The organism is Methylocystis sp. (assembly GCF_051062815.1).
Taxonomy (GTDB): domain Bacteria; phylum Pseudomonadota; class Alphaproteobacteria; order Rhizobiales; family Beijerinckiaceae; genus Methylocystis.
Genome location: NZ_JBPFDU010000099.1, coordinates 62946 through 85517, shown reverse-complemented (window position 1 = coordinate 85517; position 22572 = coordinate 62946). Strand labels below are relative to the sequence as shown.

Below are 22572 nucleotides of genomic sequence, written 5' to 3'. Positions count from 1 at the left end.
GCAATACCCATGCTAGAAGGCCTGCGCGTCGCCTCGCAGAACTGGATCGGCCGCACCATCATGGCGCTTGTCATGGGCGTCATCGTCATCAGTTTTTCGATCTGGGGCGTCGGAGACGTGTTTCGCGGCATGACGGCCCAGCGGCTCGCCCGCGTCGGCAGCGGCGAAGTCACGGTCGATACCTATCGCAGCGCCTATCAGAACGAACTCCGCCGCATTCAGCAGCGGATGCGGCGCGCGATCACCAATGAGGAAGCCCATCAGTCAGGACTGGATCTGCAGATCCTGGAGCGCCTGATCACCGAGGTCGCGCTCGACCAAAAGACGCGGCAGCTCGGATTGGCCGCAAGCGATGAGACCACCCAGCGACTGCTCGCGTCTGAAAAGGTGTTTCAGGGCCCCGACGGCAAATTCGACGCCGCGCGGTTCAAGCAGATCGCCAATGACTCCGGCTTCACCGAGCGCGGCTTCGTCGCGGATCAAAAGAACGCTTACCTGCGCAAGATGATTACCGACATCGCCGTCGCCGGAATCGAGCCGCCGAAGTTGATGGTCGAGGCGATTCATCGCTTCCGCAATGAATCGCGAACGATCGACTACATCATTCTGCCGCCGTCGCTGGTCGGCGCCGCGGCCACGCCATCCGACGAAGAGCTGAAAAAATACTTCGACGAGCGCGAGCAGACCTTCCGCGCCAAGGAATACCGCAAACTGACGACGCTGGTCGTCAGCCCTTCCACGGTCGGGAAGCCGGAAAGCGTGCCTGCCGAGCAGGCGCGCAAGCTTTACGACGAGGTCAAATCGAAGCGCTATGGAACGCCGGAAAAGCGTGATGTGCGGCAGATCGTGTTCAAGACCGACACGGAAGCTGAAGCCGCGCTCGCCAAGCTCAAAGCCGGCGCGGACATCGACGCGATGGCGGCCGAACTCAAACTCAATCCCAAGGACGTCAACCTCGGCCTCGTCGAGCAGCGCGACTTCGGCGACCCCAAGGTCGGAGCGGCCGTTTTTGCGCTTCCCGAGCCGGGGCTGACCGCGCCGGTGCATACCGCCTTCGGCGCCGTCGTGTCCCAGGTCAGGAGCATCGCCCCGGCGGTCTACAATAAAACTTTCGAGCAGGCCGAGCCGGAGCTGCGCGCGGAAATCGCCGCGCAGGGCGCCATGCCTGAAGTGCGCCGACTCCATGAGGCCATCGAGGATCAGCGCGCCTCCGGCAAGACGCTCGCCGAATCCGCAAATGCGGTGGGGTTAGAGACGCAGGTCTATGACGGCGTCGACGATGCAGGCAATGACCGCGGCGGCAAGCCGATCGCTGGCCTTCCTGCCGGTCCAGACCTCGTGAAGGCCGCCTTCGCGTCGGATATCGGCGTCGACAACGATACTGTCGCAACGCGTGACGGCGGCTATGTCTGGTACGAGATTAACGGCATCGAGCCCGCCCGGCAGAAGACCTTCGAAGAGGTGAAGCAGGCCGTCGCCGACGCCATGCGCAGCGACGCGGCGCAAAAGGCGCTCGCCGCCAAGGCCGACGAAATCGTCGCCAAGCTGAACGCGGGCCGGCCGATCGAAGACGTCGCCAAAGAAGTAGGCGTTCAGACCCAACGCGCCAATGAGGTGAAGCGCGAGGCGCGTCCCGACTTCAACACCAACGTCATCGTTCGATTCTTCGATGTGGCGCCGCGCAACGCCGGGTCCGTCGTCGTCGACAATGGCCGGCTGGTGTTTTTCGTCCGCGACTCGAAGACTCCCGTATTCGACCCGAACTCGATCGAAGCGAAGACGATCGCCGAGCAACTGAAGCCTGCATTTCACAACGATCTGCTGGAGCAATATGTCGGCGGCCTCGAGAAGGCGCTCGGCGTCGATATCAACCAGAAGGCCTTGGAAGCCGCGACCGGAGCGGAACCCGACAAGTGAGCGGCGCGCTGTTCGAGCCCGACGTCGACGCCTTCGGCGCCGAATACGACGCTGATCGGCCACAGCTGGTCGTGACCCGGTTGATCGCCGATCTCGAAACGCCGGTCTCCGCCTATCTCAAGCTCACGCGCGATCGGCGCGGCGCTGCTTTTCTGCTCGAATCCGTCGAAGGCGGCGCCGCCCGCGGCCGCTACTCGATGATCGGCCTCGACCCGGACGTAATTTTTCGCGTCGTCGGCGACAGAGCGGACATCAATCACGCCGCGCTCGACGACGCGAGCGTCTTTACGCCTTGCGAAGCGGCGCCGCTCGTCGCCTTGCGTCAGCTCATCGCCGAATCCGCCGTGCCGCAGGCCGTGCGGCTGCCGCCGATGGCGGCGGGAGTCTTCGGCTATCTCGGCTATGACATGGTGCGCCAGATGGAGCGCCTCGCGCCGGCCAAGGAAGACAAGATCGGCGCGCCTGACGCGCTTTTCGTGCGTCCGACGGTCATGATCGTCTTTGACACGGTGCGCGACGAAATCTCCATTGTCACGCCCGCTCGGCCAAAAGCCGGCGTTGCTGCGAAGGCGGCCTATGAAGCGGCGCTCGCCCGCCTCGACAAGGTCGTCGCGACGCTGGAGGCGCCGCTGGAGCATCGCGACGGCGGGGCTGACGCGCAGCTCCTCGCTCAGGAGCCGGTTTCGAATACGCCGCAATCGCGTTTTCTCGAGATGGTCGAGCGCGCCAAGGAATACATTCGCGCCGGCGACATCTTTCAGGTCGTGCTGTCGCAGCGGTTCACCGCGCCTTTCGCTTTGCCCGCCTTTGCGCTCTATCGCGCGTTGCGCCGCGTGAACCCGGCGCCGTTTTTATGCTTTCTCGATTTCGGCGAATTCCAGATCGTCTGTTCGAGTCCCGAGATCCTCGTGCGCGTCGCCGACGCCAAGGTGACGATTCGCCCGATCGCCGGCACGCGCTGGCGCAGCGAGGTGAAGGCGGAGGACGAGCGTCTGGCGGCGGATCTCCTCGCCGACGAAAAGGAGCGCGCCGAACATCTGATGCTGCTCGACCTCGGCCGCAACGACGTCGGCCGCGTCGCAAAGACGGGTACGGTGCGCGTCACCGACAGTTTCACCATTGAGCGCTACAGTCACGTGATGCACATCGTCTCCAATGTTGAAGGCGAGCTCGATTCGCGCCACGATTGCATTGACGCGCTCGCCGCGGGTTTTCCCGCCGGCACCGTCTCCGGCGCGCCGAAAGTGCGCGCCATGGAGATCATCGACGAACTCGAGACCGACAAGCGCGGAATCTACGGCGGCTGCATCGGCTATTTCGGCGCCGGCGGCCAAATGGACACCTGCATCGTGCTGCGCACGGCGATCGTGAAGGACGGCAAGATGCATGTGCAGGCAGGCGCTGGCGTCGTCTACGACAGCGAACCGGAGTATGAACACCGCGAATGCGTCAACAAGGCGAAGGCGCTTTTTCGCGCCGCCGAGGAAGCGGTTCGCTTCGCAACGCGCGCGCGGCGGGGGCAGTAGCCATTTCCGCCAAAGCGCACGGACAGCGAGACAGGCGGCGGCGCATCTGATGGACGGCCCAACGATCTACGACGACGGCGATGATCCCTACCGCGCAATTCGCGTCGGCGAACCGAATGGCGGCGACGCCGCCAAATGGGGCGTGCTGCTCTCGCGCTTCATGCGCATCGTCGCGTTATTTTGGCTCGTGCAAGGCTTGATGCAGTGGCGGATCATTCTCGCTGCGGAACGCTCGATTTTTGAAACCATGCCGCAGAGCGCAGCCTCCGCCGTTATTTTCTTCGCCGTGCTCGATCTCATCGCCGGCGTCGGCCTGTGGCTGGCGACGCCCTGGGGCGGCGTGTTGTGGCTGCTCGTTGCAAGCGCGCAGATTTTTCTTACGCTCAGCATGCCGGGATTCTTCACTGGCGGCTATTGGCTGATCGGCGTCAACGCCGTGCTGATCGCCATGTATTTCGGGCTGACCTTCGAGGCCGGACGCGACGTCGAGGCGCAGCACATGCGCGAACGCCGCCGTCGCCGCAGATTTGACAGGAAAACGCCAAAAGATTCCTGATCCGCAAGGTTAGTTTGAGGAATCATTAGCGTAAATCGAACCTTTAAGTTCATCCATCATTCACCGCAAACAGCCCTATCGCGGTAAACGCGGGATTCAGGCTGTTGTTTAAACCGCCTTTCATCTGCGTCGATCTAATTTGGTTTCATCGAAGGCCGATCAAGAGATGCCCGACGCATCCGCTGTGATGGAGAAGACGATGAGCGCCATGATGAAGACCGCCCCGCAGGATCGCGCCAGCGAGATCCGACCGGTTTATCTCGAAGCGCTGACGCTCGTCGAACGCCTTCACCGCCGTCTGCTCGACGTCATCAAGGACGAATTCGACCGCCGGGATCTTGGCGACGTCAATTCCGTGCAGGCGCTGCTGCTTTACAACATCGGCGACAAGGAGTTGACCGCGAGCGAATTGCGCACGCGCGGCTATTACCTCGGCTCCAATGTTTCATACAACGTCAAGAAGCTCGTCGACATGGGCTATATGCATCATGCGCGCTCGCGCCTTGATCGGCGTTCGGTGCGCATCAGCCTGACTCCGAAGGGCAAGCAAATTCACGATATCGTCGCGCAGCTTTATGAGAAGCACGCGCTGACGGTCGAGCAGATCGGCGGCGTCACCTGCGACGAATTTCGCACCCTCAATACGTCGCTTTCACGGCTGGAGCGCTTCTGGACCGATCAGGTCCGCTATCGTCTCTGACGCGATTTCGCTTTCTTCTCGTCTCTCAACTGATGTCTCTCTATCGCCGGCAAGCGTCCCAGGGCCGCTTCGCCGGCGTTTTTCGTGCGCGTCCCCCGCGCTTGGAGCAGGTTCCGAAAAAGTTGACAGACTTTTTCGGAACCTGCTCAACATTTTGATTTTGAGCGCTTCCTTATCAATCACATAATCCATGTGAGCGGGAAGCGCTCTAGCGCAAACCGCCGCTCAGTCCTATCTTACCGGCTGTTAACTACGACCGCAGGAGCTCAAATGCGATGGTCCCTCACGATCGGCTCCTTCATGGGAACCGCCGTGCGCATTCACGTCACCTTCCTGCTGCTCCTGGGCTGGATTGGCTTTGCGGCCTACCAGCGCGGCGGCGCCGTCGCAGCGCGCGACAGCGTCCTGTTCATCGTCGCGATCTTTATCTGCGTCGTGTTGCATGAATTCGGCCACATCTTGACGGCGCGGCGCTATGGCATCGTCTCGCCGGTGATCACGCTGCTGCCGATCGGCGGCGTCGCCGACATGGAAAAAATGCCCGACAAGCCCCGCCAGGAGCTGCTGATCGCGCTCGCGGGTCCGGCGGTCAATCTCGTCATTGCGGCTTTGCTGATCCTGTTTCTTGGCGCTGTCGACGTATCCGACGGGATCCAGATCAGCGACCCATCCGTCAATCTTCTGAAGCGTCTGGCGGCGGTGAATATCTTTCTTGCGGCGTTCAACTTGATCCCGGCCTTTCCCATGGACGGCGGCCGCGTGCTGCGGGCGGCGCTGTCGATCTGGATTGGCCAGGGCCGTGCGACGCGCATCGCTGCGCAGATCGGTCAGGGCTTCGCCTTCCTCCTCGGCTTTCTCGGCCTGTTCGGAAATCCACTGCTGCTGTTCATCGCGATTTTCGTCTATATCGCGGCGGCGGGCGAAGCGCAGATGACGTCGATGTCCGAGGCCGCGCGTGGCCTGAAGGCCGCCGACGCCATGGAGACGCGCATCGCCGTGATCGAACGCAGCGCAAGCGTGCGCGAAGCGGTGGACATCCTTTTGGCCACGTCTCAGGACGAATTCCCAGTCGTGGACGCCTCGCGCCGGCTCAGCGGCTTCCTGTCCCGCACCAACATCATCGAAGCCTTGCGGGCTTCCGAACCCGGCGCGCCGATCGCGCCTTTCGTTCGCCAGGAGCCTGAGACGATCGATGGTCGCGAGAGCATCGACGCCGTCCTGCCTAAGCTTACTGGGGGAGAGACGGTCGGCGTCACCGACGAGGAGGGGCGGTTCTTGGGTCTCCTGACCCGCCAGTCGCTGGCCGAGATCATGATGATCAAAGATGTTCGGCCGGACTGGCGCTTCTCGCCGCGGGACGACAGCCGTCCGACGGTTGCTTAAGCCAGCCGCCCGGCCTATTGCACTCTCAAAACCGGTCAAACCCGCGCCAGGAGGCTGGACAGCAGCCCAATGTCCAACGTCACGCTTATCGACAACTACGACAGCTTCACCTTCAACCTGGTTCACTATTTTGGCCAGTTGGGCGCGAACGTCACCGTGCACCGAAACGACGCCGTTTCGGTCGCCGAAGTGCTAGCCGGCGGACCCGACGCGATCGTGCTGTCGCCGGGCCCCTGCACGCCGCATGAAGCGGGCATCTGCATGGAGCTGATCTCAGCCGCAGCCGAGACCGTGCCGATTTTCGGCGTCTGCCTCGGCCATCAGTCGATCGGAGAGGTGTTTGGCGGCGACGTCATTCGGGCGCCGCTGCCGATCCACGGCAAGATGGCCACCATTCTCCACCACGGCGACGCCGTGTTTCGCGGCATCGAAGGGCCATTCCAGGCGACGCGCTACCACTCGCTGATCGTCAGCCGCGACACCCTTCCCGACTGCCTGCGGGTGACGGCCGAGACGCCGGACGGCCTCATCATGGCGCTGTCGCATAAGACGCTTCCAACGCATGGCGTGCAGTTCCATCCCGAGAGCATCACCTCGCAGCACGGCCACAAGATTTTACAAAATTTCCTCGATCTCGCTCGGGAGTGGAACGAGGGCCCCCGCCGGCGTGAGAAGGCGGCGTGAGGGCCGCTTCCAAGCTCGCCTGCGCCCGTCGGCCGGCGGCCCTGCCCTTGCGCAACGGCGCTGAACTGCAGTGAGCGAGGATTTCAAATCCTACATCGCCGCGCTGGTCTCCGGCGCGCCCCTCGCCCGTGACGAAGCGAGAGCGGCGTTTTCTCTGATTTTTGGTGGCGAAGTGACGCCGGCGCAGCTTGGGGCCTTTCTCATCGGCCTGCGACTGCGCGGCGAGACGATTGATGAGATCATCGGGGCCGCGGAGGCGATGCGCGCCGCGATGACGCCGGTCGAAGCGCCGGCCGGCGCAATCGACATCGTCGGAACCGGCGGGGACGGCGCCGGCACTTACAATATTTCCACTCTTGCCGCGATCATCGCCGCAGCCGCCGGCGCGATCGTCGCCAAACATGGCGGCAAGGCGGCTTCGTCGCTTTCGGGTTCGTCCGACGTGCTCGGCGAACTCGGCGTCAGGGTCGGCGTTTCGCCAGCCGCCGCCGCCGCATCTCTTCAAGACGCCGGAATCTGCTTCATGGCCGCGACGACGCACCATCCGGCCATGCGCCACGCCGCGCCGGTGAGAAGCGAGCTGGGCGTGCGCACGATCTTCAATTTGCTTGGCCCTCTGTGTAACCCCGCGCGGGTCGAGCGGCAGACGATCGGGGTCTTCTCCCGCGACTGGCTCGAACCTTTGGCCCGCGCGCTTCGCGAGCTCGGCGCAAAGCGCGTCTGGTTGCTGCATGGCGACGACGGACTGGATGAGGCGACGACGACGGGCGTGACCCATGTCGTCGCGCTGGAAGACGGCGAGATCCGCAGCTTTGACCTCTCGCCGGAGGAGGCCGGATTGCCCCGCGCGACGATTCAGGCGCTTGTCGGCGGCGACGCGGCGCATAACGCAAGAGCCCTGCGCGCCGTTCTGGAGGGCGCGAAGAACCCCTACCGCGACGTCGCCGTCCTCAACGCCGGCGTGGCGCTGGTCGTCGCCGGGCGCGCCGCAAATGTGCGCGAAGGCGCGGCGCTCGCCGAGGCGGCGCTCGATTCCGGCGCGGCGCGGGATAAGCTCGACGCGCTGATTCACTGCTCCCATCGAGACGGCTGATCGGCCTTCGCCTTTCGATCGGGATAGGATTACGCCCGTTTATCGGCTATTCATGTGCAGCCGGCAGTCGGCGGAACGAATTCGAGCGATGGCGGTCGCGGCCCGCCCGCCGTAGGCGAGAAGATGACCGACATCCTAAGAAAGATCGAAGCTTATAAGCGCACCGAGATTTCCGAGGCCAAGGTGCGCATGCCCTTCGCGACGCTCGAGCGCAACGTGCGCGATCATGATCCGCCGCGCGGCTTTGTCCATGCGATCGAGCAGAAACTGAACGAGCGTCGTATCGCGCTCATCGCCGAGATCAAGAAGGCGAGCCCATCCAAGGGAATCATTCGCCCAGACTTCGATCCGCCAAAATTGGCGCGCGCCTATGAAGCCGCCGGCGCGGCCTGTCTTTCAGTGCTCACCGACACGCCCTCGTTCAAGGGCAGGCTCGAAGATCTCGAAGCCGCGCGAAAGGCGACGCATCTGCCGGCGCTCCGCAAGGATTTCATGTTCGATCCCTATCAGGTCTATGAGGCGCGCGCTTACGGCGCCGATTGCATCCTGATCATCATGGCCGCCGTCGACGACGACGAAGCGAAGGCGCTGAACACGGCCGCGCATGATCTGCGCATGGACGTGCTCGTCGAAGTGCATGACGAGCGGGAGCTCGATCGCGCCCTGGCGCTGGAGACGCGTCTGATTGGGGTGAACAATCGCGATCTGCGCGACTTCAAAGTGTCGCTCGAAGTCAGCGAGAGGCTCGCCGAGAAGATTCCGCGCGACAAGATTATCGTCGCCGAAAGCGGCATCACGATGCATGACGACTGCGTGCGCCTCGAAAAATCGCACATCTTCACCTTTCTCGTAGGTGAAAGCCTGATGCGCAAACATGACGTGGAAGCGGCCGCGCGCGAACTCCTGCAAGGCTCGGCAGGAAATCCCAAATCTGACCCAGCAAGGTCAACGGCAGGGGCGTAAGGTGCGCGCGCCGCCAACGTGAGCGGTGAATTTAGTTACCTCCCCGCCTCAATCTTTTCCCGCGCTGCGCTCGCAAGAAAGGCCGAGCGCGTGAGGCCACGATTCTTCGCCGCCGCATCGATCGATTCAAGTAGCCCCGCGTCGAAGGTCAGATTGGCGCGCACGACGCGGCCGGAGTCGAGCAGCAGCGGAATGAGCACAGTCGTCTCTCCCGGCGCGACTTCGCCGGATGCAAGAATTTGCGTAAGCGTTCGCGCCTTATTGATCTTGAACCCGCCGCCATGCTTGTAGCTCATCACTTCGCGCAGCGCCTCCGTCGCGCTGGCGATCGCCTCTTCCGGCGTCGCGCCGACGCCGACGCAACCGTCCACGTCCGGAAAACGCACGCCCCAATTCTTTCCGGCGCCGTCGATCACTCCAACGAAATGCGTCATTCCTATTGTTCCATCCATCCGGCGGCCTTAGCGATGGACCGCGCGGTTCCGAGCGTCAATTGCCGATGGCGTGGCACAGTGATCATGACGCCGGGCCGCTTTTCGTTGACGAAACGGTCATGGCTTCCGCCACCGATGTTTATCCAGCCGTCCCTTTCCAGTCGCGCGACGATTTTACGGGCATTGGTTTCGACCTTTGCCATAAATCACCCTGTAATGCGCACTATTATACACACGACTGAGCGATTATCAATGTGATCTAACCTTGCCTCGAACCCGCCAAAAGCGCAAAACGCGAGCGATGACCAAACTCACCCACCTCTCCGCCGCCGGAGAAGCGCATATGGTCGACGTGTCGGCGAAGGCCGAGACGTCGCGCGTGGCGCTTGCCCGCGGCCATGTGGTGATGGCGCGCGAAACTCTGCGTCTCGCCGTCGAAGGTCAGGCCAAGAAAGGCGATGTGTTCGGCGTCGCTCGCGTTGCGGGGATCATGGCGGCCAAGAAGACGAGCGACCTCATTCCGCTCTGCCATCCTCTGCCCCTGTCGAGCGTCTCGGTCGAGATCACGCCCGATGACGCGCTGCCCGGCCTGCGCGTGCTGGCCGAAGCCTCTGTCACTGGCAGGACCGGCGTCGAGATGGAGGCGCTGACGGCCGTTTCGATCGCCTGTCTGACGATCTACGATATGCTGAAGGCGGCCGATCGCGGCATGCGCATCGAAGGCGTCGAACTCGTCGAAAAGCGCGGCGGCAAGTCGGGCGACTGGCGACGCGGCGAATAGTTCGACTTGGGCGGCGCCATCGCTTATCCAAGCGTCGACATTGACGCGGCGCTTGCGACGGTGATCGTACTGGCCGCGCTCGCGGCCGAGAGCCTCTGCGCTTTCATTTACCGCCGCGTCGCGAACCGGGGATAGATTTTCGCGTGGATAAGCTTCTTTCCGTTCCCGACGCCCTTGCGCGGGTGCTCGCTGGGGCTTCACGCCTTGGCGAAGAATCGACGCCGCTGGCGCGGGCGCGCGGCCGCACGCTGGCCGCCGACCTTGTCGCCCGCCGCAGCCAGCCGCCCGTCGCCGTCTCGGCCATGGACGGCTTCGCGCTGCGCGCCGCTGACCTCGCCTCCGGGCCGCTGCGCATCGTCGGCGAAAGCGCCGCAGGCCGCGGCTATGGAGCGGCGCTCCAGGCGGGTGAAGCCGTGCGCATCTTCACCGGCGCGCCGGTCCCGGAGGGCGCCGACGCCATATTGCTGCAGGAAGACGCTGTCGTCGCCGACGGCGCGTTGACGGCAGGCGCCCCGCCCGGCCCGCATATTCGCGGAGCTGGCCTCGACTTTCGCGAAGGCGCGGTCGCGCTTGTCGCCGGCGTGCGCCTCGGCCCGGCCGAACTCGCGCTCGCCGCGGCGATGAATCACGCTGCAATTCCAGTCGCGCGGCGCCCGCGCGTGGCGATCATCGCTTCGGGCGACGAACTCGTGCCGCCGGGCGCCGAGCCCGGCCCCTCGCAGATCATCTCCTGCAACAATCTGGCGGTCGCCGCCATCGCCGAAGACGCCGGCGCCGAAGTTGTCGACCTCGGCATCTTCCGCGACGATCTCGCGGCACTCGAACGCGGCATTGGCCTTGCCCGCGAGGCGCGCGCCGACGTTCTGGTGACGCTCGGCGGCGCGTCGGTCGGCGACCGCGATCTGCTGCGTCCGGCGCTGGCGCGGCAGGGCATGTCGCTCGATTTCTGGAAAATCGCGATGCGGCCGGGCAAGCCCCTGATCCATGGCGCTCTGGGCGACTCCCACATCCTCGGCCTTCCCGGCAATCCGGTCGCGTCCTTCATCTGCGCGCTGGTCTTTCTCGCGCCGCTCCTGCGCGCCCTACAGGGCGATCCGGACGCCGGCGCCGATCGGACCGAGACGGCGATTGCTGGCGCCGATCTTCCCGCCAACAAGGGGCGGCGCGACTATATGCGCGCGCGGCTCGCCCTGGACGAAAATGGCCGCTTCGTCGCAACGCCGCAGCCGCTGCAGGATTCTTCGCTGCTCACCGAGCTGGCGCAATCGCAAGCGCTGCTGATCCGCGAGCCAGGCGCGCCGCCCCTGAAGAAAGGCGACCCCTGCCGCATCCTTCGGCTGCCATGATCCATGCCGCGCGTCCGTGACTTTGGCGCCGCAACATGGCAAAGGAAACGCGCGCGCTGATCAGCCCGCCACGAAAGCAGGCCCGCATGTCGATCATCGATTCCGTCCGTAAGTCGCTCGTCCCGATCCATCCGGAAGGCTACGTCTTCATCGCCGGTTTCGCCGCCGTTTCCTTCCTGCTTGATTGGCTATCGCCGACGCTCGGCTGGATGGGCTTCATCGCCACCGCCTGGTGCGCGTATTTCTTCCGCAATCCGCCGCGGGTGACGCCGCTGCGGGAAGGGCTCGTCATCTCGCCCGCGGACGGCGTCGTCAGCGCGGTTGGCTTCTTTCTGCCGCCGGCCGAACTCGGGCTCGGGGCCGAGCCGATGCAGCGCATCTCCGTGTTCATGAGCGTCTTTGACGTGCATGTGAACCGTGCGCCGATCACCGGCCGCATCTCGAGAATCGCTTATAAGCCGGGCCTGTTTCTCAACGCCGACCTCGACAAGGCCAGCGACGACAATGAACGCAGCGGCATGGTCATCGAAGCGCCGTCAGGGCGCTTTGGGGTGGTGCAGATCGCAGGACTCGTCGCGCGGCGCATCGTCGGATTCGTCAAGGAAGGCGAGCAGATCGGCGTCGGCGACCGTTTTGGCCTCATTCGTTTTGGATCGCGCGTCGACGTCTATATGCCGTCATCGGCACGGCCCATGGTGGCTGTCGGGTCTCGGGCCATCGCCGGCGAGACCATACTCGCCGACATGACCGCCGGCGTCGCCGCACTGACATTCAAGGCGGGTTGAACACGCCATGGCCGATCCGTTCTTCTCTGGGCGTGATTCGCAAGAGGGCGTGCTGACGCCCTCCGAACAGCGTCGGCTGCGATTTCGCAACATTCCGTTGCGCATCGTTCTTCCCAATCTCGTGACGCTGCTCGCCCTATGTATGGGGCTGACGGCGATCCGCTATGGAATCGAAGGACGATTTGAAACGGCCGTGACGGCGGTGATGGCCGCGGCGGTGCTCGACGGGCTGGACGGCCGCTTGGCGCGCGCCATCAAGGGCACGTCGCGCTTCGGGGCGGAGCTCGACTCGCTTTCGGATTTCGTCGATTTCGGCGTCGCGCCCGGCCTGCTGCTGTATCTGTGGACGCTGCACGAGATCAAAGGCCTCGGCTGGTTCGCCGTGCTCGTCTTCGCCATCGCTGGCGCACTACGGCTCGCCCGCTTCAATGTGACGATGGACGATCCGACGAAGCCCGCCTGGCACGCCGAATTCTTTGTCGGCATGCCGGCGCCCGCCGGCGCCGTGACGGTGTTGCTGCCGCTCTATCTGCATTTCTCCGTTTTGGAGCTGCCGGCATCGAAGGCGATGACGCCGTTTTACATCGTCTATGTGCTCGGCATCGCCTTCCTGATGGCGAGCCGCATTCCGCATTTCTCCGGCAAGCGCATCGGGCGCATACCGCGCGATCTGGTCATCCCCGTGCTGTTCGGCGTGGGCGTCACGGCGCTGCTGCTCGCAATCTATCCGATGGAGCTTCTAGCCGTATTGAGCGTGGCGTTCCTCGCCGCTATTCCGTTCAGCGTGCGGCGTTACAACCGTCTCGCAAAAGCCGAGGCGGAAAAGGCGGCGGCGCCGAAAGAGGCGTCACAGTAAGCACAGACAGTAAGCGCTAACGTCAAAAGCGATCTGCACGGTCGCGGTAGTTTTCCCGCCCAGCTCCTTGCGCAATCCCTGCCAGTTGATCGCGTTCAGGCGCGGGAACAAGCAGCACGCCAGATCCTTTGGGGATGAAGGCGAACTCCTGGCCGGGCTGCCATTTGTGCGCCTCGCAAACCGCTTTTGGGATCGAGATCTGAAATTTTGCGGAGAGAGTGACGGCGTCGGAGTTTTTCATAAGCAACCATCGTCGATAGTCATCAAGTCAGAAATTGACTTAGGCCGTTCGAAATCAAGCTCACCGAGCGGCGGCGAGCGGCGCCAGCGGCTGGCTCTCGACCTTTTGATTGACGGGCGCTGAGGCGCGGTCCGGCTCCGCCTCGCTTCCGCGCGCATCGATCACGGCCTGCGTCTCGGCCTCCCCCGGGCGCGGCGTCGACAGTTGCGCGCCGATCTTTCGCACCACGTCGGGCGCTTCGGCGAATGCGCCGTGGCCGACGAAGTCGGTCGAGAACGACGAAATATCGTGCACGGCGACGCCCAATCGATCGAGCTCCGACTTGTCTTCAGGATTGGTGGGATTCATCGCGCCCAGGCGCGGACGGTCGCCGGCGATGCGCGACGCGAGCGACAGCGCGCGATCATTGTTGGCGACGAAGATCGACACATGCCGAGGATCGACGCGCGCGAGCTGTTGGCGGAAAACATTGAGATCGATGTCGGGCGCGGCCAGCATGACCTCGCCAAGTTTGCCGTCGAGATCCGGATGGCCGGACTGCGCGACGCCGCGCAGCGTCTCCATCGTCAGCCACGCGCCCATCGAATGGGCGAGCACATGGATGCGGCCGACGCCCGGCGTGCGCGACAGTTCGAGGACGAACTTCTCAAGCGCGTCGCGTGAGACCGTCGCCGCCTCCTTGTCGGACTCATAATTGAACAGCCCGCCTCGGGAATTCCAGGTAAAAAGCGCGGGAACGCCGGAGAAGCGTCCGTCGGCGACAATCTGCGCCAGACGATATCGCGCCTCCTCGACTCCCGTGTTGAAGCCGTGCACGTAAAGCAGCACGTCGCGCGAATTGCCGATGCGCCCCGAGACATGCGAGGCGACTTCGCCGTAGAACTCCCGCTCATCCATGTTGCGCTTCGACAGCACGGTGAAATGCCGACGCCGATCGGCGCCGCCGAAGCTTGGACGCTCAAGGCTTCCCGCACGATGGTTGAGCGGGACGCCAATCGAGGTTAGTGAAAAATGCGCGCGGCCGTCGTCTGTCGCGCCTTCGGAACGCCGCGTCGAAGCGACGAAAATCGCGACATTTGACGGCTCCCCCTGGGCTCCAGAGACAAGAGAGACGGCGTTGCCGACGTGGCCGTCGACCATGCGCATGCCGTCCGACACGCAGCCGGCAAGCGACGCCGCGATCAAGAGCGCGCTTAAGCGCGTCAGCGTTTCTTTTCCATGAGTGCGCAAATTGGTTGGCTCGATCCAGCGCCTGCTCGGAACTGAATCCTCAGCGGCGCGCTTCGACCTGAGGCGCCTTGGCCTCACCGTTCCCTCTTGTGACCTGGGAAAGCGACGAAACCGGGGCGAGACGCCCGCCGCAACAGGGAAAAAATCTCGACATTTCATGTAGCCCGCGCAAATCGGTCGCACTTGCGCGAATGTGGGTCGCCTGCGCATAGTGCTAGGAAAATAACACTCAGGGAGATCCGACGTGGCGGCGCGCCCGCTATGTCGAAAAGCCAATGCGGATCAGAATCTTGGGGTCGGGCGCCGGCGGCGGCTTCCCGCAATGGAACTGCAACTGCGCCAATTGCCGGGCTGTCCGCGCCGGAGCGCCCGGCTTTTTGCCGCGCACACAGTCGTCATTGGCGGTGAGCGTCAACGGCGCCGACTGGCTGCTCCTCAACGCCTCGCCTGATCTGCGCCAGCAAATTGCCGCCGCGCCCGAGCTTGCTCCCGCTCCCGATGACGGTCTGCGCGCGAGCCCGATCAAGGCGGTCGCGCTGACAAATGGCGACGTGGACCATGTCGCGGGTCTTCTCAACATGCGAGAAGCGCAGCCGTTCAGCCTCTACGCCGCAGGACGCGTTCTCGATGCGCTCGGCGCCAATCCGATTTTCACGATCCTGCAGACGCAGCTCGTGCCCCGCATTGAGCTGCACACAGAGAAAGCGACGCCTGTCACCGGAGCGGGCATTGATCTTGGGCTCGCGATCCGCGCCTTTCCCGTTCCGGGCAAGATCGCGCTCTATCTCGAGAACGCCAACGCGCCGAATTTCGGCACGAGCGCCGGCGACACGCTGGGGCTTGAGATCATCGAAACCGGAACTGGCGACTCATTCTTTTACATTCCCGGATGCGCCAAGGTTGACGCGGATCTCGCTGAGCGGCTTCGGGGCGCCAAGCTGGTGTTCTTCGACGGCACGCTTTTCCACGAAAACGAGATGATCGAGCAAGGCCTGCTCGGCAAGACCGGTTCGCGCATGGGTCATATCAATGTCAGCGGCGCCGACGGCTCCATCGCCGCGTTTGAACCGCTCGACGTAAAGCGCAAAATCTATGTGCACATCAACAATTCCAATCCTCTGCTCAACGAATTCTCGGACGAATATGCGATCGCTCAAGCGGCCGGCTGGGAAATCGGCGAGGATGGCATGGAGGTCGACCTGTGAACGAGATCGTAGCCATTGATTGGCGCGGCGCCGCGCCGCTCGCCCGTGACGAATTCGAAGCCTCGATTCGCGCCGTCGGCGCCGAGCGCTATCACGATAAGCATGAGTTTCATAAATTGCTGCACGGCGGCAAGCTCAAGAAGGAGCAGGTCGCCGCCTGGGCGCTGAACCGCTACTGCTACCAGGAGGCGGTGCCGCGCAAGGACGCCGCCTTCATGAGCCGCGTCCATGATCGCGAGCTGCGCCGCGAGTGGATACATCGCATCCACGATCATGACGGCCTCGGCGAAGAAGGCGGCGGCATCGAGCGATGGCTCGTGCTGACGGACGCGCTCGGCTTCTCGCGCGATTACGTGACCTCTCGGCGCGGCGCCCTGCCCGCGACGAAATTCGCCGTTGAAGCCTATGTGCGCTTTGTCGTCGAGCAGCCGCTCGTCGTTGCGGTCGCATCTTCGCTGACCGAACTCTTCGCGCCGTCGATCCATCGCGAACGCATCGTCGGAATGCTGGAAAATTACGATTTCGTTGACGACCAGGTGATGGCCTATTTCAAGCGCCGACTGACGCAGGCGCCGCGCGATTCGGAGTTTGCGCTCGGCTATGTGCTCGATAACGCCAGGACGCGCGCCGAACAGGAAGCCTGCGTCGGCGCCGTGCGGTTCAAATGCGACGTCTTGTGGGCGCAGCTTGACGCATTACATCACGCCTACGTCACGCCCGGGCTGATCCCGCCCGGCGCATGGCGGCCAGGAGAAGCCAGTGTCTGAGGCGCAGGCCGCGCGGTTCGTGATCGGCCCGGACTCGCGTCCGGCCTTCACGCGCTACGCGCGGCTGCATGAAGACCGCGCGCGGTCTCGAACGGTTATTCTCGCGCCCGAGCGCGCCTATGAACTCGATCCGATTGGGCTCATCGTGCTGCGCGCGATTGATGGCGCGACGCGCCTCGCCGATCTTTGCGCGCGCCTCGCACAGCAATATTCCGCGCCGCTCGACGTTATCACGCGCGACGTTACCGCGCTGCTGCAGGGGCTCGCCGACAAGCGGCTGCTGCGCGACGGAACCGACGAATTTGCGGCGCCGCCGCCGTCCGCCTTCGCCGCGTCGATCGCGCCATTCGCGGGCGGACCCGCGGGGCTGCTCGCCGAGCTGACCCATCGCTGCCCGCTGCAATGTCCCTATTGCTCCAATCCGCTTGAACTGGAGCGCTCGAATACGGAACTCACCGCCGATGAATGGGGCGAGACCTTCCGTCAGGCGGCGTCGATCGGCGCGCTGCAGCTGCATCTTTCCGGCGGCGAACCGACTGTGCGACGCGATCTTGAAGAGATACTCGCGCACGCGGTCGACGCGGGACTCTACACCAATCTCGTCACCTCCGCCGTTCTGCTTACGCGCGAGCGGCTGCAGCGTCTCGCCGAGATCGGCCTCGATCATGTGCAGGTCTCCATTCAGGACGTCGTTTCTGAGAGCGCCGACCGAATCTCGGGCTATCAGGGCGGCGTCGCCAAGAAGCGCGACGTCGCGCGATGGACGCGCGAATTCGGCATGGGACTGACGATCAATGCGCCGATGCACCGCCAGAACATCACGCATCTGCCGCAGATCATCGACTTCGCCGTCGAGGTCGACGCACAGCGCATCGAGATCGCGCATATTCAATATTACGCCTGGGCGCAGATGAACCGCGCCGCGCTCATCCCGACGCGCGAAGCCTTCATGGAAACGGTCGGCATCGTCGACGCGGCGAAGAAGCGTCTCGCCGGCGTGCTCAATTTCGATTTCGTCATCCACGATCATTACGCGACGCGGCCGAAGGCCTGCACCGGCGGCTGGGGGCGTTCGATCATGGCGGTGACGCCATCCGGCAAGGCCCTGCCCTGCCACGCCGCGCAGACCTTGCCGGGACTCACCTTCGACAATGTGCGCGAGAGACCGCTCGGCGACATCTGGCGACATGGCGCGGCCTTCAACGCCTTCCGCGGCACGGACTGGATGAAGGAGCCCTGTCGTTCTTGCGAGCGCCGCGAAATCGATTTCGGCGGCTGCCGCTGTCAGGCGTTCGCGATCGCCGGCGATGCGGCAGCGACAGACCCCGCCTGCCATCTGTCGCCGGACCATGCGCGCTTCGCCGCTTACGCCGAAGTCGAATCGCATATCGCGGCGCCGGACTTTGTCTACCGCCGCTATGGCGGCGCCGCGGCGTCGACGGCGCGCGCCAAGGAGCCCGTGTGATCTACCGCTGAGCCGCGCGAGGATCGTCGCGCGGATCAAGATAGGTGATGTTCCAGGGGCCGACGCCGGTCACTTGTATCACCGTGTCGTCGTCGAAGCTCAACCAATGGCCCGCTTCCGCGGGCGTCGCCGCAAAGCCGCCGGCGGAAAGCGTCTTCTCGGCGTTCGATTCGAGCGGATTTCCCTGACCGTAGCGGACAGCGCCCGTCAAGACGGTCATGGTTTCGATTCCGCTGTGCTTGTGCGGCCCTATCTTATATCCCTTCGGCGCGCGCATGCGCAGGATATACGGTCCGCCTTGCATCGGATTGCCGAACAGCATCGCGACTTCAGCGCCGCCCGGCAGTTCCGGCGGACCTGCCTGCCATTCGAGTTTGTCTTGCGAGAACACGAAGCCTGGAGCTTCCGCCATTACGGCGATGGGAGCTGCGAGGCTTATGGCCGCGCCCGCAAGAACTGCAGCAAGATTTCGCATAGCTTGGGCCTCCAAAGCGCCCCTCGCTTGAGATAGTGCGCCGAAGACACACAGAGGCGAAGAATTCAAAAATTCGATTTCGGTAACAAACGAGCAACTTCCACCGGGCATATTAAGCCTTGTCTCGCGGAGTTAAGGATTTGTTTCGCATAAGTTGCGTAATGGAGCTTGTCGCATGAAGTCGCGGGATACGCTTGTCCGTCTCAAACGGTTCCAGGCCGAGGAAAAACGTCGGCGCGTCATCCAATTGAATGCAATGATTGGCGAATTCACGCGCATGGCCAATGAGCTCGAGCGTGAAATCGGTCAGGAAGAGCGGCGCGCCAACATCGACGATCCCAATCATTTCGCTTATCCGACCTATGCGCGGGCGGCGCGCTCGCGACGCGACAACATCGTTGCGTCGATCACGGAACTGCGCGGGCAACTCGAAGAGGCCGAAACGCAGTTCAAGGAAGCCAGCGAAGACTTCGCCAAGGCGCAAAACCAGGAAGCGCGGGATCGCGGCGCCGAGCGCATGGTTGATGTCGTCGCCGAGCGGCGCCACGCCGAAATGCCGGAAGTTTTGCGCAGGGCTTAAGGCTGAAATAGCCGCCAGCGCAGCCGGCCTCGCGGCGCGCGCGCCCAAACGCCAAACGTTCTTCGGCGAACGGCGCTCACGCCTACGCCCTTCGCGAGAGCGTTCGTGATCGACACGATATCGAAGTCGAACGCTCGGAAAAAAAGCGCCGCGCCGGAACGCCCGGCATCGATGAAGGCCAATTCGAAACGCGCGAGGTCGGCGACCCAGGGCGGCTCCAATTCGCACCTTGCGACACGCCGATCGAGAAATGCAGTCAGCGCCGCCGCGTCCGAGCGATCTGTCGCCTCTCGCGCGGCGCCGCGGATCGCCTGGCGGAAAAGCGCATCGAAACGATCGCCCAATGCGCGCGCCGTGAGCGGCAGCGCCCTGCGCGCATAAAGCGCGCGTTTGCCGATCAGGCTCTGCGCAAAAGCTTCGATTTCGCGACGGTCGATTCCGGCGAGGCGCTGCGTATCACGCATGCTCAGGCCAAAGCGCGTCGCGACGGCGATCGGCGCTTCGAAGAACTCCCGCCGCAGATCACCGTCGGTGAACAGGCGCGCGAGCAGCGCCTGCGTCTGCGCTAACGCCATCGCCCGTTCTCCACGAGCGTTCGTCGCGCACGCGCCACTTCATCGATGAGTTCGCCGAACGGCGGCAATTTCTCGTCGCGCTCGAGAATGACCGCCTTGACCGGCGCACGGGCGACAACACGATCATAGAGCCGCCAAACCGCATCGCTCGTCGCGGCGTCATGGCTGTCGATCAGCAGGCCGTCTCGCTGGCGTCCGCCGGCGTAGTGGATTTGCACGAGCCTGTCCCATGGCCAGCGCTCGAAGTCGCGTTCGAGATCGACGCCGAAATTCGTCGCATTCACATGCATGTTGGCGACGTCGCACAGCCAACCGCATCCGGTCGCCTCCAGCGTACGCCACAAAAATTCAGCTTCGTCCATTTCGCCGCCTGGAATGCGCACCACGCAAGTGATGTTTTCCAAGATCAGCGGGGTCTTGATGCGCCTGCGCACAACTTCGATATTGCGCGCGACGACGTCGACCGCTTCGCGCGTATAGGGCAGAGACGCAAGATGGCCGATGCTGATTCCGCCCGCGCGCGTGAAGCAAAGATGTTCGCTCCACCAGGGCGGATCGATGCGTTCGATCAGCGCGGCGACTTTATCGAGATAGCATGAGTCGACGCCGTCCGCGCTTCCGATCGAGAGATCGAGACCATGCGCGACGAGCGGGAAATGCGCTCTTAATAGCTCGAGTTCAGCGAGCTTTTCTTTTGATGCGTCGAGATAATGATCGGCGATGATCTCGACAAAATCGACATCCTCCCGTCGCGCGAAGAGATCGGCGCGAAACTGCGGACGGTAGCCAAGTCCGGACCCCAGGGCCGGCGCGTCAATCGCGGACGCCACCATCGCTCGCTCCGCCGTCGCCGCAACTGCCGCCGCAGCTTGTTCCGCAATCGGAGCCATCGCTTCCCGAGCCGCGACTGAAGGCTTCGGCGAACATTGCTTCCGTCGTGCCTTTGAGCGGCGCGAATCCATAAAGGCCGATGAGAAACAGCGCGGCGCCGTGGAACGCGCGCGCTTCGGGTCCGGGCGATCCGATGTGACCGACAGCCTCCTTCAGACGGCTGCCATAGGCAAGCCGCATCGCGTCGAGATAGGCGTGGCCGCGACGGCTGGCATGGGTTCTGGTCAGCACATAGGCAAGCGCGAAAAGCGATGCGACAGACGCAGCTGCGAGAAAGACCAGATAGGCGACATTCACGGCGCCCGCTGTCCATTCCACATAGATCTTGGCAAGCGCCAGGCCGACGATGATCAGCGTTCCGCCGATCTGCGCGCGCCGGCGCCAGATCTTCACGGACTTGGGCTTGATCAGCTCCTCCGCGGCGAGTTTGGCGCGTAGCGGCGCGAGCTGCTCCAGCAGCCAGCGCCGCAAGCCGCGATCTTCGAACAGCGCATGCGCCTTCGGCTTCGTCTGCACGGCTTCGAGCAGGCGCGTCTCCATGGCGTTGAGTTCGCCCGGCTCCGGCTGCTTGTCTGTAGGAATCATGTGATCCTCCGCAGCGAGGACGACGAAGCCGCGCTGCGCAAGATCATAGATCAACGTTCGGATGACCTGATTGACGCCGCCCTGCAGGAAGGCGACCTCCATCGCGTCGGGGCTCTGCGGCACCGGCGGCGGCGGGCGGCGATCGGTGCGATCCGCAAGCCGAATGCAAAGGTAAGTGGTCGCCAGCACGAGGATGACGACGAGGCCGAAGACATTGAGAAATTCTGGCCCGGGAAGATTAAGGATCGCAATATTCTGCACGCCAACCGCCTCAGTTCGTGATCACGTCTTGCACAAGCCGTCGCGCCTGCAGCGTCGCGACCGCCAGCACCGCCATGCCGATCGCCTGATGCGCGAGCGCCAGCGCCAGATGCGGCGAGCCGGCGAAGGGCGGCTCGACGAGCACCAACGTCGCAACGCCAAGCGCGATCTGCATGAGCACATGGCCGAACAGGATCGTGGCGCCGCGGCGCGCGCGCCCTTCCGCGTTCATCCACGCGTCCAGAAGATGCCCGAGCGCCAGAGCGAAGATCAGATAGGCGATCATGCGATGGAAGAATTGGACGGTGACCGGGTTGTCGACGAGATTGGTCCAGAAGGGCTCCAATCGCCACAAGACGTCGGCCGGAGGAATGAAGACGCCGTCCATCAGCGGCCAAGTGTTGTTGACGAGGCCCGCCCGCAATCCAGCAACGAGGCCGCCGACAAAAATCTGCAGAAACACAAAAGTCAGGATCGTCAGCGCGACCGCCTTCAGCCGACCTGCCCCCTCGTGCACGAGAGAAACGGCGCGCGGCCCGAGGCCGCCAGCCACCCATAAACAGGCGGAGAAGATCAGCGCGGCGAGCAGCAGGTGGATCGCGAGGCGCTCCTGCGCCACCTCAATGCGGTTGACGAGGCCGGATGCGACCATCCACCAGCCGACGCCGCCTTGGAGCGCCCCGAGCGCGAGAATGCCGACAAGCTTCGGCTTCGTCGAACGCGGCAGGCGGCCGGTCGCCCAAAACCATATGAGCGGGACGGCGAAAACGACGCCGATCAGGCGTCCGAGAAGACGATGCGCCCATTCCCAGGCGTAAATGTATTTGAACCCGGCGACGTCCATGTCCGGGAACAATTCCCGATATTGCGGAATCTGCTTGTATGCCTCGAACGCCTCCTGCCACTCCTGCTGGGACAGCGGCGGCAGCACGCCGGTGACAGGCTTCCATTGCACGATGGAGAGGCCCGATTCGGTCAACCGGGTCGCGCCGCCGACGATGACCATCAAAAAGACCAGCCCCGCGACGAGCCACAGCCAGTTGCGCACCGCCAAGGCGTTCGCCGCGGTCGCATGGTGTCTGATCGCCGGAACCGGTTGGGGAAAGTGCAGCCAATCTTCCATGAGACGCCGAGGGTTGGGAGGCGGATGACGGGGCCAGTTAAGGGATGCGGCCCTCGCTTGTCCACACCCGGCGGCCGTCTCCGGCGGATCTGCCTAATTTGGCTGAAAACTGCGCCGCTGCAGATGCTAGAATAGCGCGGCTTGAGTCGA

At 63.8% G+C, this 22572-nt stretch carries 25 protein-coding genes; 16 read left to right on the top strand and 9 right to left on the bottom strand.

The window, feature by feature from the left end:
* Nucleotides 1-9: 9 nt before the first annotated feature.
* The 8 genes from ACR65W_RS20840 (at nucleotide 10) to trpC (ending at nucleotide 8822) form a co-directional block, all read left to right on the top strand.
* Nucleotides 10-1917: a SurA N-terminal domain-containing protein gene (locus tag ACR65W_RS20840; RefSeq protein ID WP_434500563.1), complete on the top strand. Its 1908-nt coding sequence runs from the start codon at nucleotides 10-12 to the stop codon at nucleotides 1915-1917.
* On the top strand, nucleotides 1914-3443 hold the full coding sequence (gene trpE / locus ACR65W_RS20835) for an anthranilate synthase component I (RefSeq protein ID WP_434500564.1): 1530 nt from the start codon (nucleotides 1914-1916) through the stop codon (nucleotides 3441-3443). Before ACR65W_RS20840 ends, trpE begins: the two co-directional genes overlap by 4 nt.
* Before the next feature lie 49 nt (nucleotides 3444-3492).
* Nucleotides 3493-3999 carry a DUF6163 family protein gene (locus tag ACR65W_RS20830; RefSeq protein WP_196399096.1) on the top strand — a complete coding sequence of 169 codons (507 nt, stop codon included), beginning with the start codon at nucleotides 3493-3495 and terminating at the stop codon, nucleotides 3997-3999.
* Nucleotides 4000-4198: 199 nt separating this feature from the next.
* Nucleotides 4199-4699, top strand: a complete 501-nt coding sequence (gene ldtR, locus ACR65W_RS20825) for a transcriptional regulator LdtR (protein ID WP_434503099.1) — start codon at nucleotides 4199-4201, stop codon at nucleotides 4697-4699.
* 270 nt (nucleotides 4700-4969) lie between these two features.
* Nucleotides 4970-6082 (top strand): site-2 protease family protein, encoded by a 1113-nt coding sequence (locus ACR65W_RS20820; protein ID WP_434500565.1) that lies wholly within the window; start codon nucleotides 4970-4972, stop codon nucleotides 6080-6082.
* 69 nt (nucleotides 6083-6151) lie between these two features.
* Nucleotides 6152-6766, top strand: coding sequence for an anthranilate synthase component II (locus tag ACR65W_RS20815; protein WP_018408698.1), 615 nt, complete (start codon nucleotides 6152-6154; stop codon nucleotides 6764-6766).
* Nucleotides 6767-6836: 70 nt separating this feature from the next.
* Nucleotides 6837-7859 (top strand): anthranilate phosphoribosyltransferase, encoded by a 1023-nt coding sequence (trpD, locus tag ACR65W_RS20810; protein WP_434500566.1) that lies wholly within the window; start codon nucleotides 6837-6839, stop codon nucleotides 7857-7859.
* 123 nt (nucleotides 7860-7982) lie between these two features.
* Nucleotides 7983-8822 (top strand): indole-3-glycerol phosphate synthase TrpC, encoded by an 840-nt coding sequence (gene trpC, locus ACR65W_RS20805; RefSeq protein WP_434500567.1) that lies wholly within the window; start codon nucleotides 7983-7985, stop codon nucleotides 8820-8822.
* A 35-nt stretch (nucleotides 8823-8857) separates the two neighbouring features.
* Here trpC and ACR65W_RS20800 read toward each other — a convergent pair whose 3' ends face one another.
* Together ACR65W_RS20800 and ACR65W_RS20795 are read right to left on the bottom strand one after the other, a co-directional pair.
* Nucleotides 8858-9256: a type II toxin-antitoxin system HicB family antitoxin gene (locus tag ACR65W_RS20800; protein WP_434500568.1), complete on the bottom strand. Its 399-nt coding sequence runs from the start codon at nucleotides 9254-9256 to the stop codon at nucleotides 8858-8860.
* Between the two features lie 2 nt (nucleotides 9257-9258).
* The gene (locus ACR65W_RS20795; protein WP_434500569.1) at nucleotides 9259-9459 is read right to left on the bottom strand and encodes a type II toxin-antitoxin system HicA family toxin; all 201 of its coding nucleotides are present in this window, start codon (nucleotides 9457-9459) and stop codon (nucleotides 9259-9261) included.
* 98 nt (nucleotides 9460-9557) lie between these two features.
* Between ACR65W_RS20795 and moaC the strand changes: the two genes are divergently transcribed.
* The 4 genes from moaC to pssA all read left to right on the top strand — a co-directional run bounded on the left by moaC (nucleotide 9558) and on the right by pssA (nucleotide 13024).
* On the top strand, nucleotides 9558-10037 hold the full coding sequence (gene moaC / locus ACR65W_RS20790; protein WP_434500570.1) for a cyclic pyranopterin monophosphate synthase MoaC: 480 nt from the start codon (nucleotides 9558-9560) through the stop codon (nucleotides 10035-10037).
* 143 nt (nucleotides 10038-10180) lie between these two features.
* Nucleotides 10181-11383 (top strand): molybdopterin molybdotransferase MoeA, encoded by a 1203-nt coding sequence (locus ACR65W_RS20785; RefSeq protein ID WP_434500571.1) that lies wholly within the window; start codon nucleotides 10181-10183, stop codon nucleotides 11381-11383.
* Nucleotides 11384-11418: 35 nt separating this feature from the next.
* Nucleotides 11419-12168 (top strand): phosphatidylserine decarboxylase, encoded by a 750-nt coding sequence (locus ACR65W_RS20780; RefSeq protein ID WP_256035090.1) that lies wholly within the window; start codon nucleotides 11419-11421, stop codon nucleotides 12166-12168.
* A gap of 7 nt (nucleotides 12169-12175) precedes the next feature.
* A complete protein-coding gene (pssA, locus tag ACR65W_RS20775) occupies nucleotides 12176-13024 on the top strand; it encodes a CDP-diacylglycerol--serine O-phosphatidyltransferase (protein WP_434500572.1) in 849 nt (282 codons plus the stop codon).
* A gap of 22 nt (nucleotides 13025-13046) precedes the next feature.
* Here pssA and ACR65W_RS20770 read toward each other — a convergent pair whose 3' ends face one another.
* Together ACR65W_RS20770 and ACR65W_RS20765 are read right to left on the bottom strand one after the other, a co-directional pair.
* Complete coding sequence (locus ACR65W_RS20770; protein WP_434500573.1) at nucleotides 13047-13265, bottom strand: AbrB/MazE/SpoVT family DNA-binding domain-containing protein; 219 nt, start codon at nucleotides 13263-13265, stop codon at nucleotides 13047-13049.
* Between the two features lie 60 nt (nucleotides 13266-13325).
* The gene (locus tag ACR65W_RS20765) at nucleotides 13326-14495 is read right to left on the bottom strand and encodes an alpha/beta hydrolase (protein WP_434500574.1); all 1170 of its coding nucleotides are present in this window, start codon (nucleotides 14493-14495) and stop codon (nucleotides 13326-13328) included.
* A gap of 275 nt (nucleotides 14496-14770) precedes the next feature.
* On the opposite strand from ACR65W_RS20765, the gene pqqB reads away from it, so the two are divergent.
* From pqqB to pqqE, 3 genes are read left to right on the top strand one after another with little or no spacing between them, the layout of a single operon-like run.
* A complete protein-coding gene (gene pqqB, locus ACR65W_RS20760) occupies nucleotides 14771-15700 on the top strand; it encodes a pyrroloquinoline quinone biosynthesis protein PqqB (RefSeq protein WP_434500575.1) in 930 nt (309 codons plus the stop codon).
* Nucleotides 15697-16467 carry a pyrroloquinoline-quinone synthase PqqC gene (gene pqqC, locus ACR65W_RS20755; protein ID WP_434500576.1) on the top strand — a complete coding sequence of 257 codons (771 nt, stop codon included), beginning with the start codon at nucleotides 15697-15699 and terminating at the stop codon, nucleotides 16465-16467. Before pqqB ends, pqqC begins: the two co-directional genes overlap by 4 nt.
* Entirely contained in the window at nucleotides 16460-17932 is a 1473-nt protein-coding gene (gene pqqE, locus ACR65W_RS20750) for a pyrroloquinoline quinone biosynthesis protein PqqE (protein WP_434500577.1), read from the top strand. Before pqqC ends, pqqE begins: the two co-directional genes overlap by 8 nt.
* Nucleotide 17933: 1 nt before the next feature.
* Here the strand turns inward: pqqE and ACR65W_RS20745 are convergent, their stop codons facing one another.
* Nucleotides 17934-18407 (bottom strand): cupin domain-containing protein, encoded by a 474-nt coding sequence (locus ACR65W_RS20745; RefSeq protein WP_434500578.1) that lies wholly within the window; start codon nucleotides 18405-18407, stop codon nucleotides 17934-17936.
* Nucleotides 18408-18582: 175 nt separating this feature from the next.
* Here ACR65W_RS20745 and ACR65W_RS20740 point away from each other — a divergent pair, with 175 nt between their 5' ends.
* Complete coding sequence (locus ACR65W_RS20740; RefSeq protein WP_434500579.1) at nucleotides 18583-18987, top strand: flagellar export protein FliJ; 405 nt, start codon at nucleotides 18583-18585, stop codon at nucleotides 18985-18987.
* Here ACR65W_RS20740 and ACR65W_RS20735 read toward each other — a convergent pair.
* Genes ACR65W_RS20735 through ACR65W_RS20720 form a run of 4 tightly spaced genes read right to left on the bottom strand, consistent with a single transcriptional unit; the run spans nucleotide 18984 to nucleotide 22422 of the window.
* On the bottom strand, nucleotides 18984-19562 hold the full coding sequence (locus ACR65W_RS20735; protein ID WP_434500580.1) for a hypothetical protein: 579 nt from the start codon (nucleotides 19560-19562) through the stop codon (nucleotides 18984-18986). The genes ACR65W_RS20740 and ACR65W_RS20735 overlap by 4 nt on opposite strands.
* Nucleotides 19553-20395 carry a DUF692 domain-containing protein gene (locus ACR65W_RS20730; RefSeq protein WP_434500581.1) on the bottom strand — a complete coding sequence of 281 codons (843 nt, stop codon included), beginning with the start codon at nucleotides 20393-20395 and terminating at the stop codon, nucleotides 19553-19555. Before ACR65W_RS20730 ends, ACR65W_RS20735 begins: the two co-directional genes overlap by 10 nt.
* Nucleotides 20376-21299: a TIGR04222 domain-containing membrane protein gene (locus tag ACR65W_RS20725; RefSeq protein ID WP_434500582.1), complete on the bottom strand. Its 924-nt coding sequence runs from the start codon at nucleotides 21297-21299 to the stop codon at nucleotides 20376-20378. Before ACR65W_RS20725 ends, ACR65W_RS20730 begins: the two co-directional genes overlap by 20 nt.
* 10 nt (nucleotides 21300-21309) lie before the next feature.
* Nucleotides 21310-22422, bottom strand: coding sequence for a COX15/CtaA family protein (locus ACR65W_RS20720; protein ID WP_434500583.1), 1113 nt, complete (start codon nucleotides 22420-22422; stop codon nucleotides 21310-21312).
* Between the last annotated feature and the right edge of the window lie 150 nt (nucleotides 22423-22572).

Bases quoted from the DNA above. Each gene is read 5' to 3' on its own strand.
- ACR65W_RS20830 (WP_196399096.1), top strand. From the start codon at position 3,493: ATGGACGGCCCAACGATCTACGACGACGGCGATGATCCCTACCGCGCA.
- trpC (WP_434500567.1), top strand. From the start codon at position 7,983: ATGACCGACATCCTAAGAAAGATCGAAGCTTATAAGCGCACCGAGATT.
- ACR65W_RS20720 (WP_434500583.1), bottom strand. From the start codon at position 22,422: ATGGAAGATTGGCTGCACTTTCCCCAACCGGTTCCGGCGATCAGACAC.
- ACR65W_RS20735 (WP_434500580.1), bottom strand. From the start codon at position 19,562: ATGGCGTTAGCGCAGACGCAGGCGCTGCTCGCGCGCCTGTTCACCGAC.
- ACR65W_RS20820 (WP_434500565.1), top strand. From the start codon at position 4,970: ATGCGATGGTCCCTCACGATCGGCTCCTTCATGGGAACCGCCGTGCGC.
- moaC (WP_434500570.1), top strand. From the start codon at position 9,558: ATGACCAAACTCACCCACCTCTCCGCCGCCGGAGAAGCGCATATGGTC.
- pssA (WP_434500572.1), top strand. From the start codon at position 12,176: ATGGCCGATCCGTTCTTCTCTGGGCGTGATTCGCAAGAGGGCGTGCTG.
- ACR65W_RS20730 (WP_434500581.1), bottom strand. From the start codon at position 20,395: ATGGTGGCGTCCGCGATTGACGCGCCGGCCCTGGGGTCCGGACTTGGC.
- pqqB (WP_434500575.1), top strand. From the start codon at position 14,771: ATGCGGATCAGAATCTTGGGGTCGGGCGCCGGCGGCGGCTTCCCGCAA.
- ACR65W_RS20800 (WP_434500568.1), bottom strand. From the start codon at position 9,256: ATGACGCATTTCGTTGGAGTGATCGACGGCGCCGGAAAGAATTGGGGC.
- ACR65W_RS20740 (WP_434500579.1), top strand. From the start codon at position 18,583: ATGAAGTCGCGGGATACGCTTGTCCGTCTCAAACGGTTCCAGGCCGAG.
- ACR65W_RS20770 (WP_434500573.1), bottom strand. From the start codon at position 13,265: ATGAAAAACTCCGACGCCGTCACTCTCTCCGCAAAATTTCAGATCTCG.
- ldtR (WP_434503099.1), top strand. From the start codon at position 4,199: ATGAGCGCCATGATGAAGACCGCCCCGCAGGATCGCGCCAGCGAGATC.
- ACR65W_RS20780 (WP_256035090.1), top strand. From the start codon at position 11,419: ATGGCAAAGGAAACGCGCGCGCTGATCAGCCCGCCACGAAAGCAGGCC.
- ACR65W_RS20745 (WP_434500578.1), bottom strand. From the start codon at position 18,407: ATGCGAAATCTTGCTGCAGTTCTTGCGGGCGCGGCCATAAGCCTCGCA.
- ACR65W_RS20815 (WP_018408698.1), top strand. From the start codon at position 6,152: ATGTCCAACGTCACGCTTATCGACAACTACGACAGCTTCACCTTCAAC.
- ACR65W_RS20795 (WP_434500569.1), bottom strand. From the start codon at position 9,459: ATGGCAAAGGTCGAAACCAATGCCCGTAAAATCGTCGCGCGACTGGAA.
- ACR65W_RS20840 (WP_434500563.1), top strand. From the start codon at position 10: ATGCTAGAAGGCCTGCGCGTCGCCTCGCAGAACTGGATCGGCCGCACC.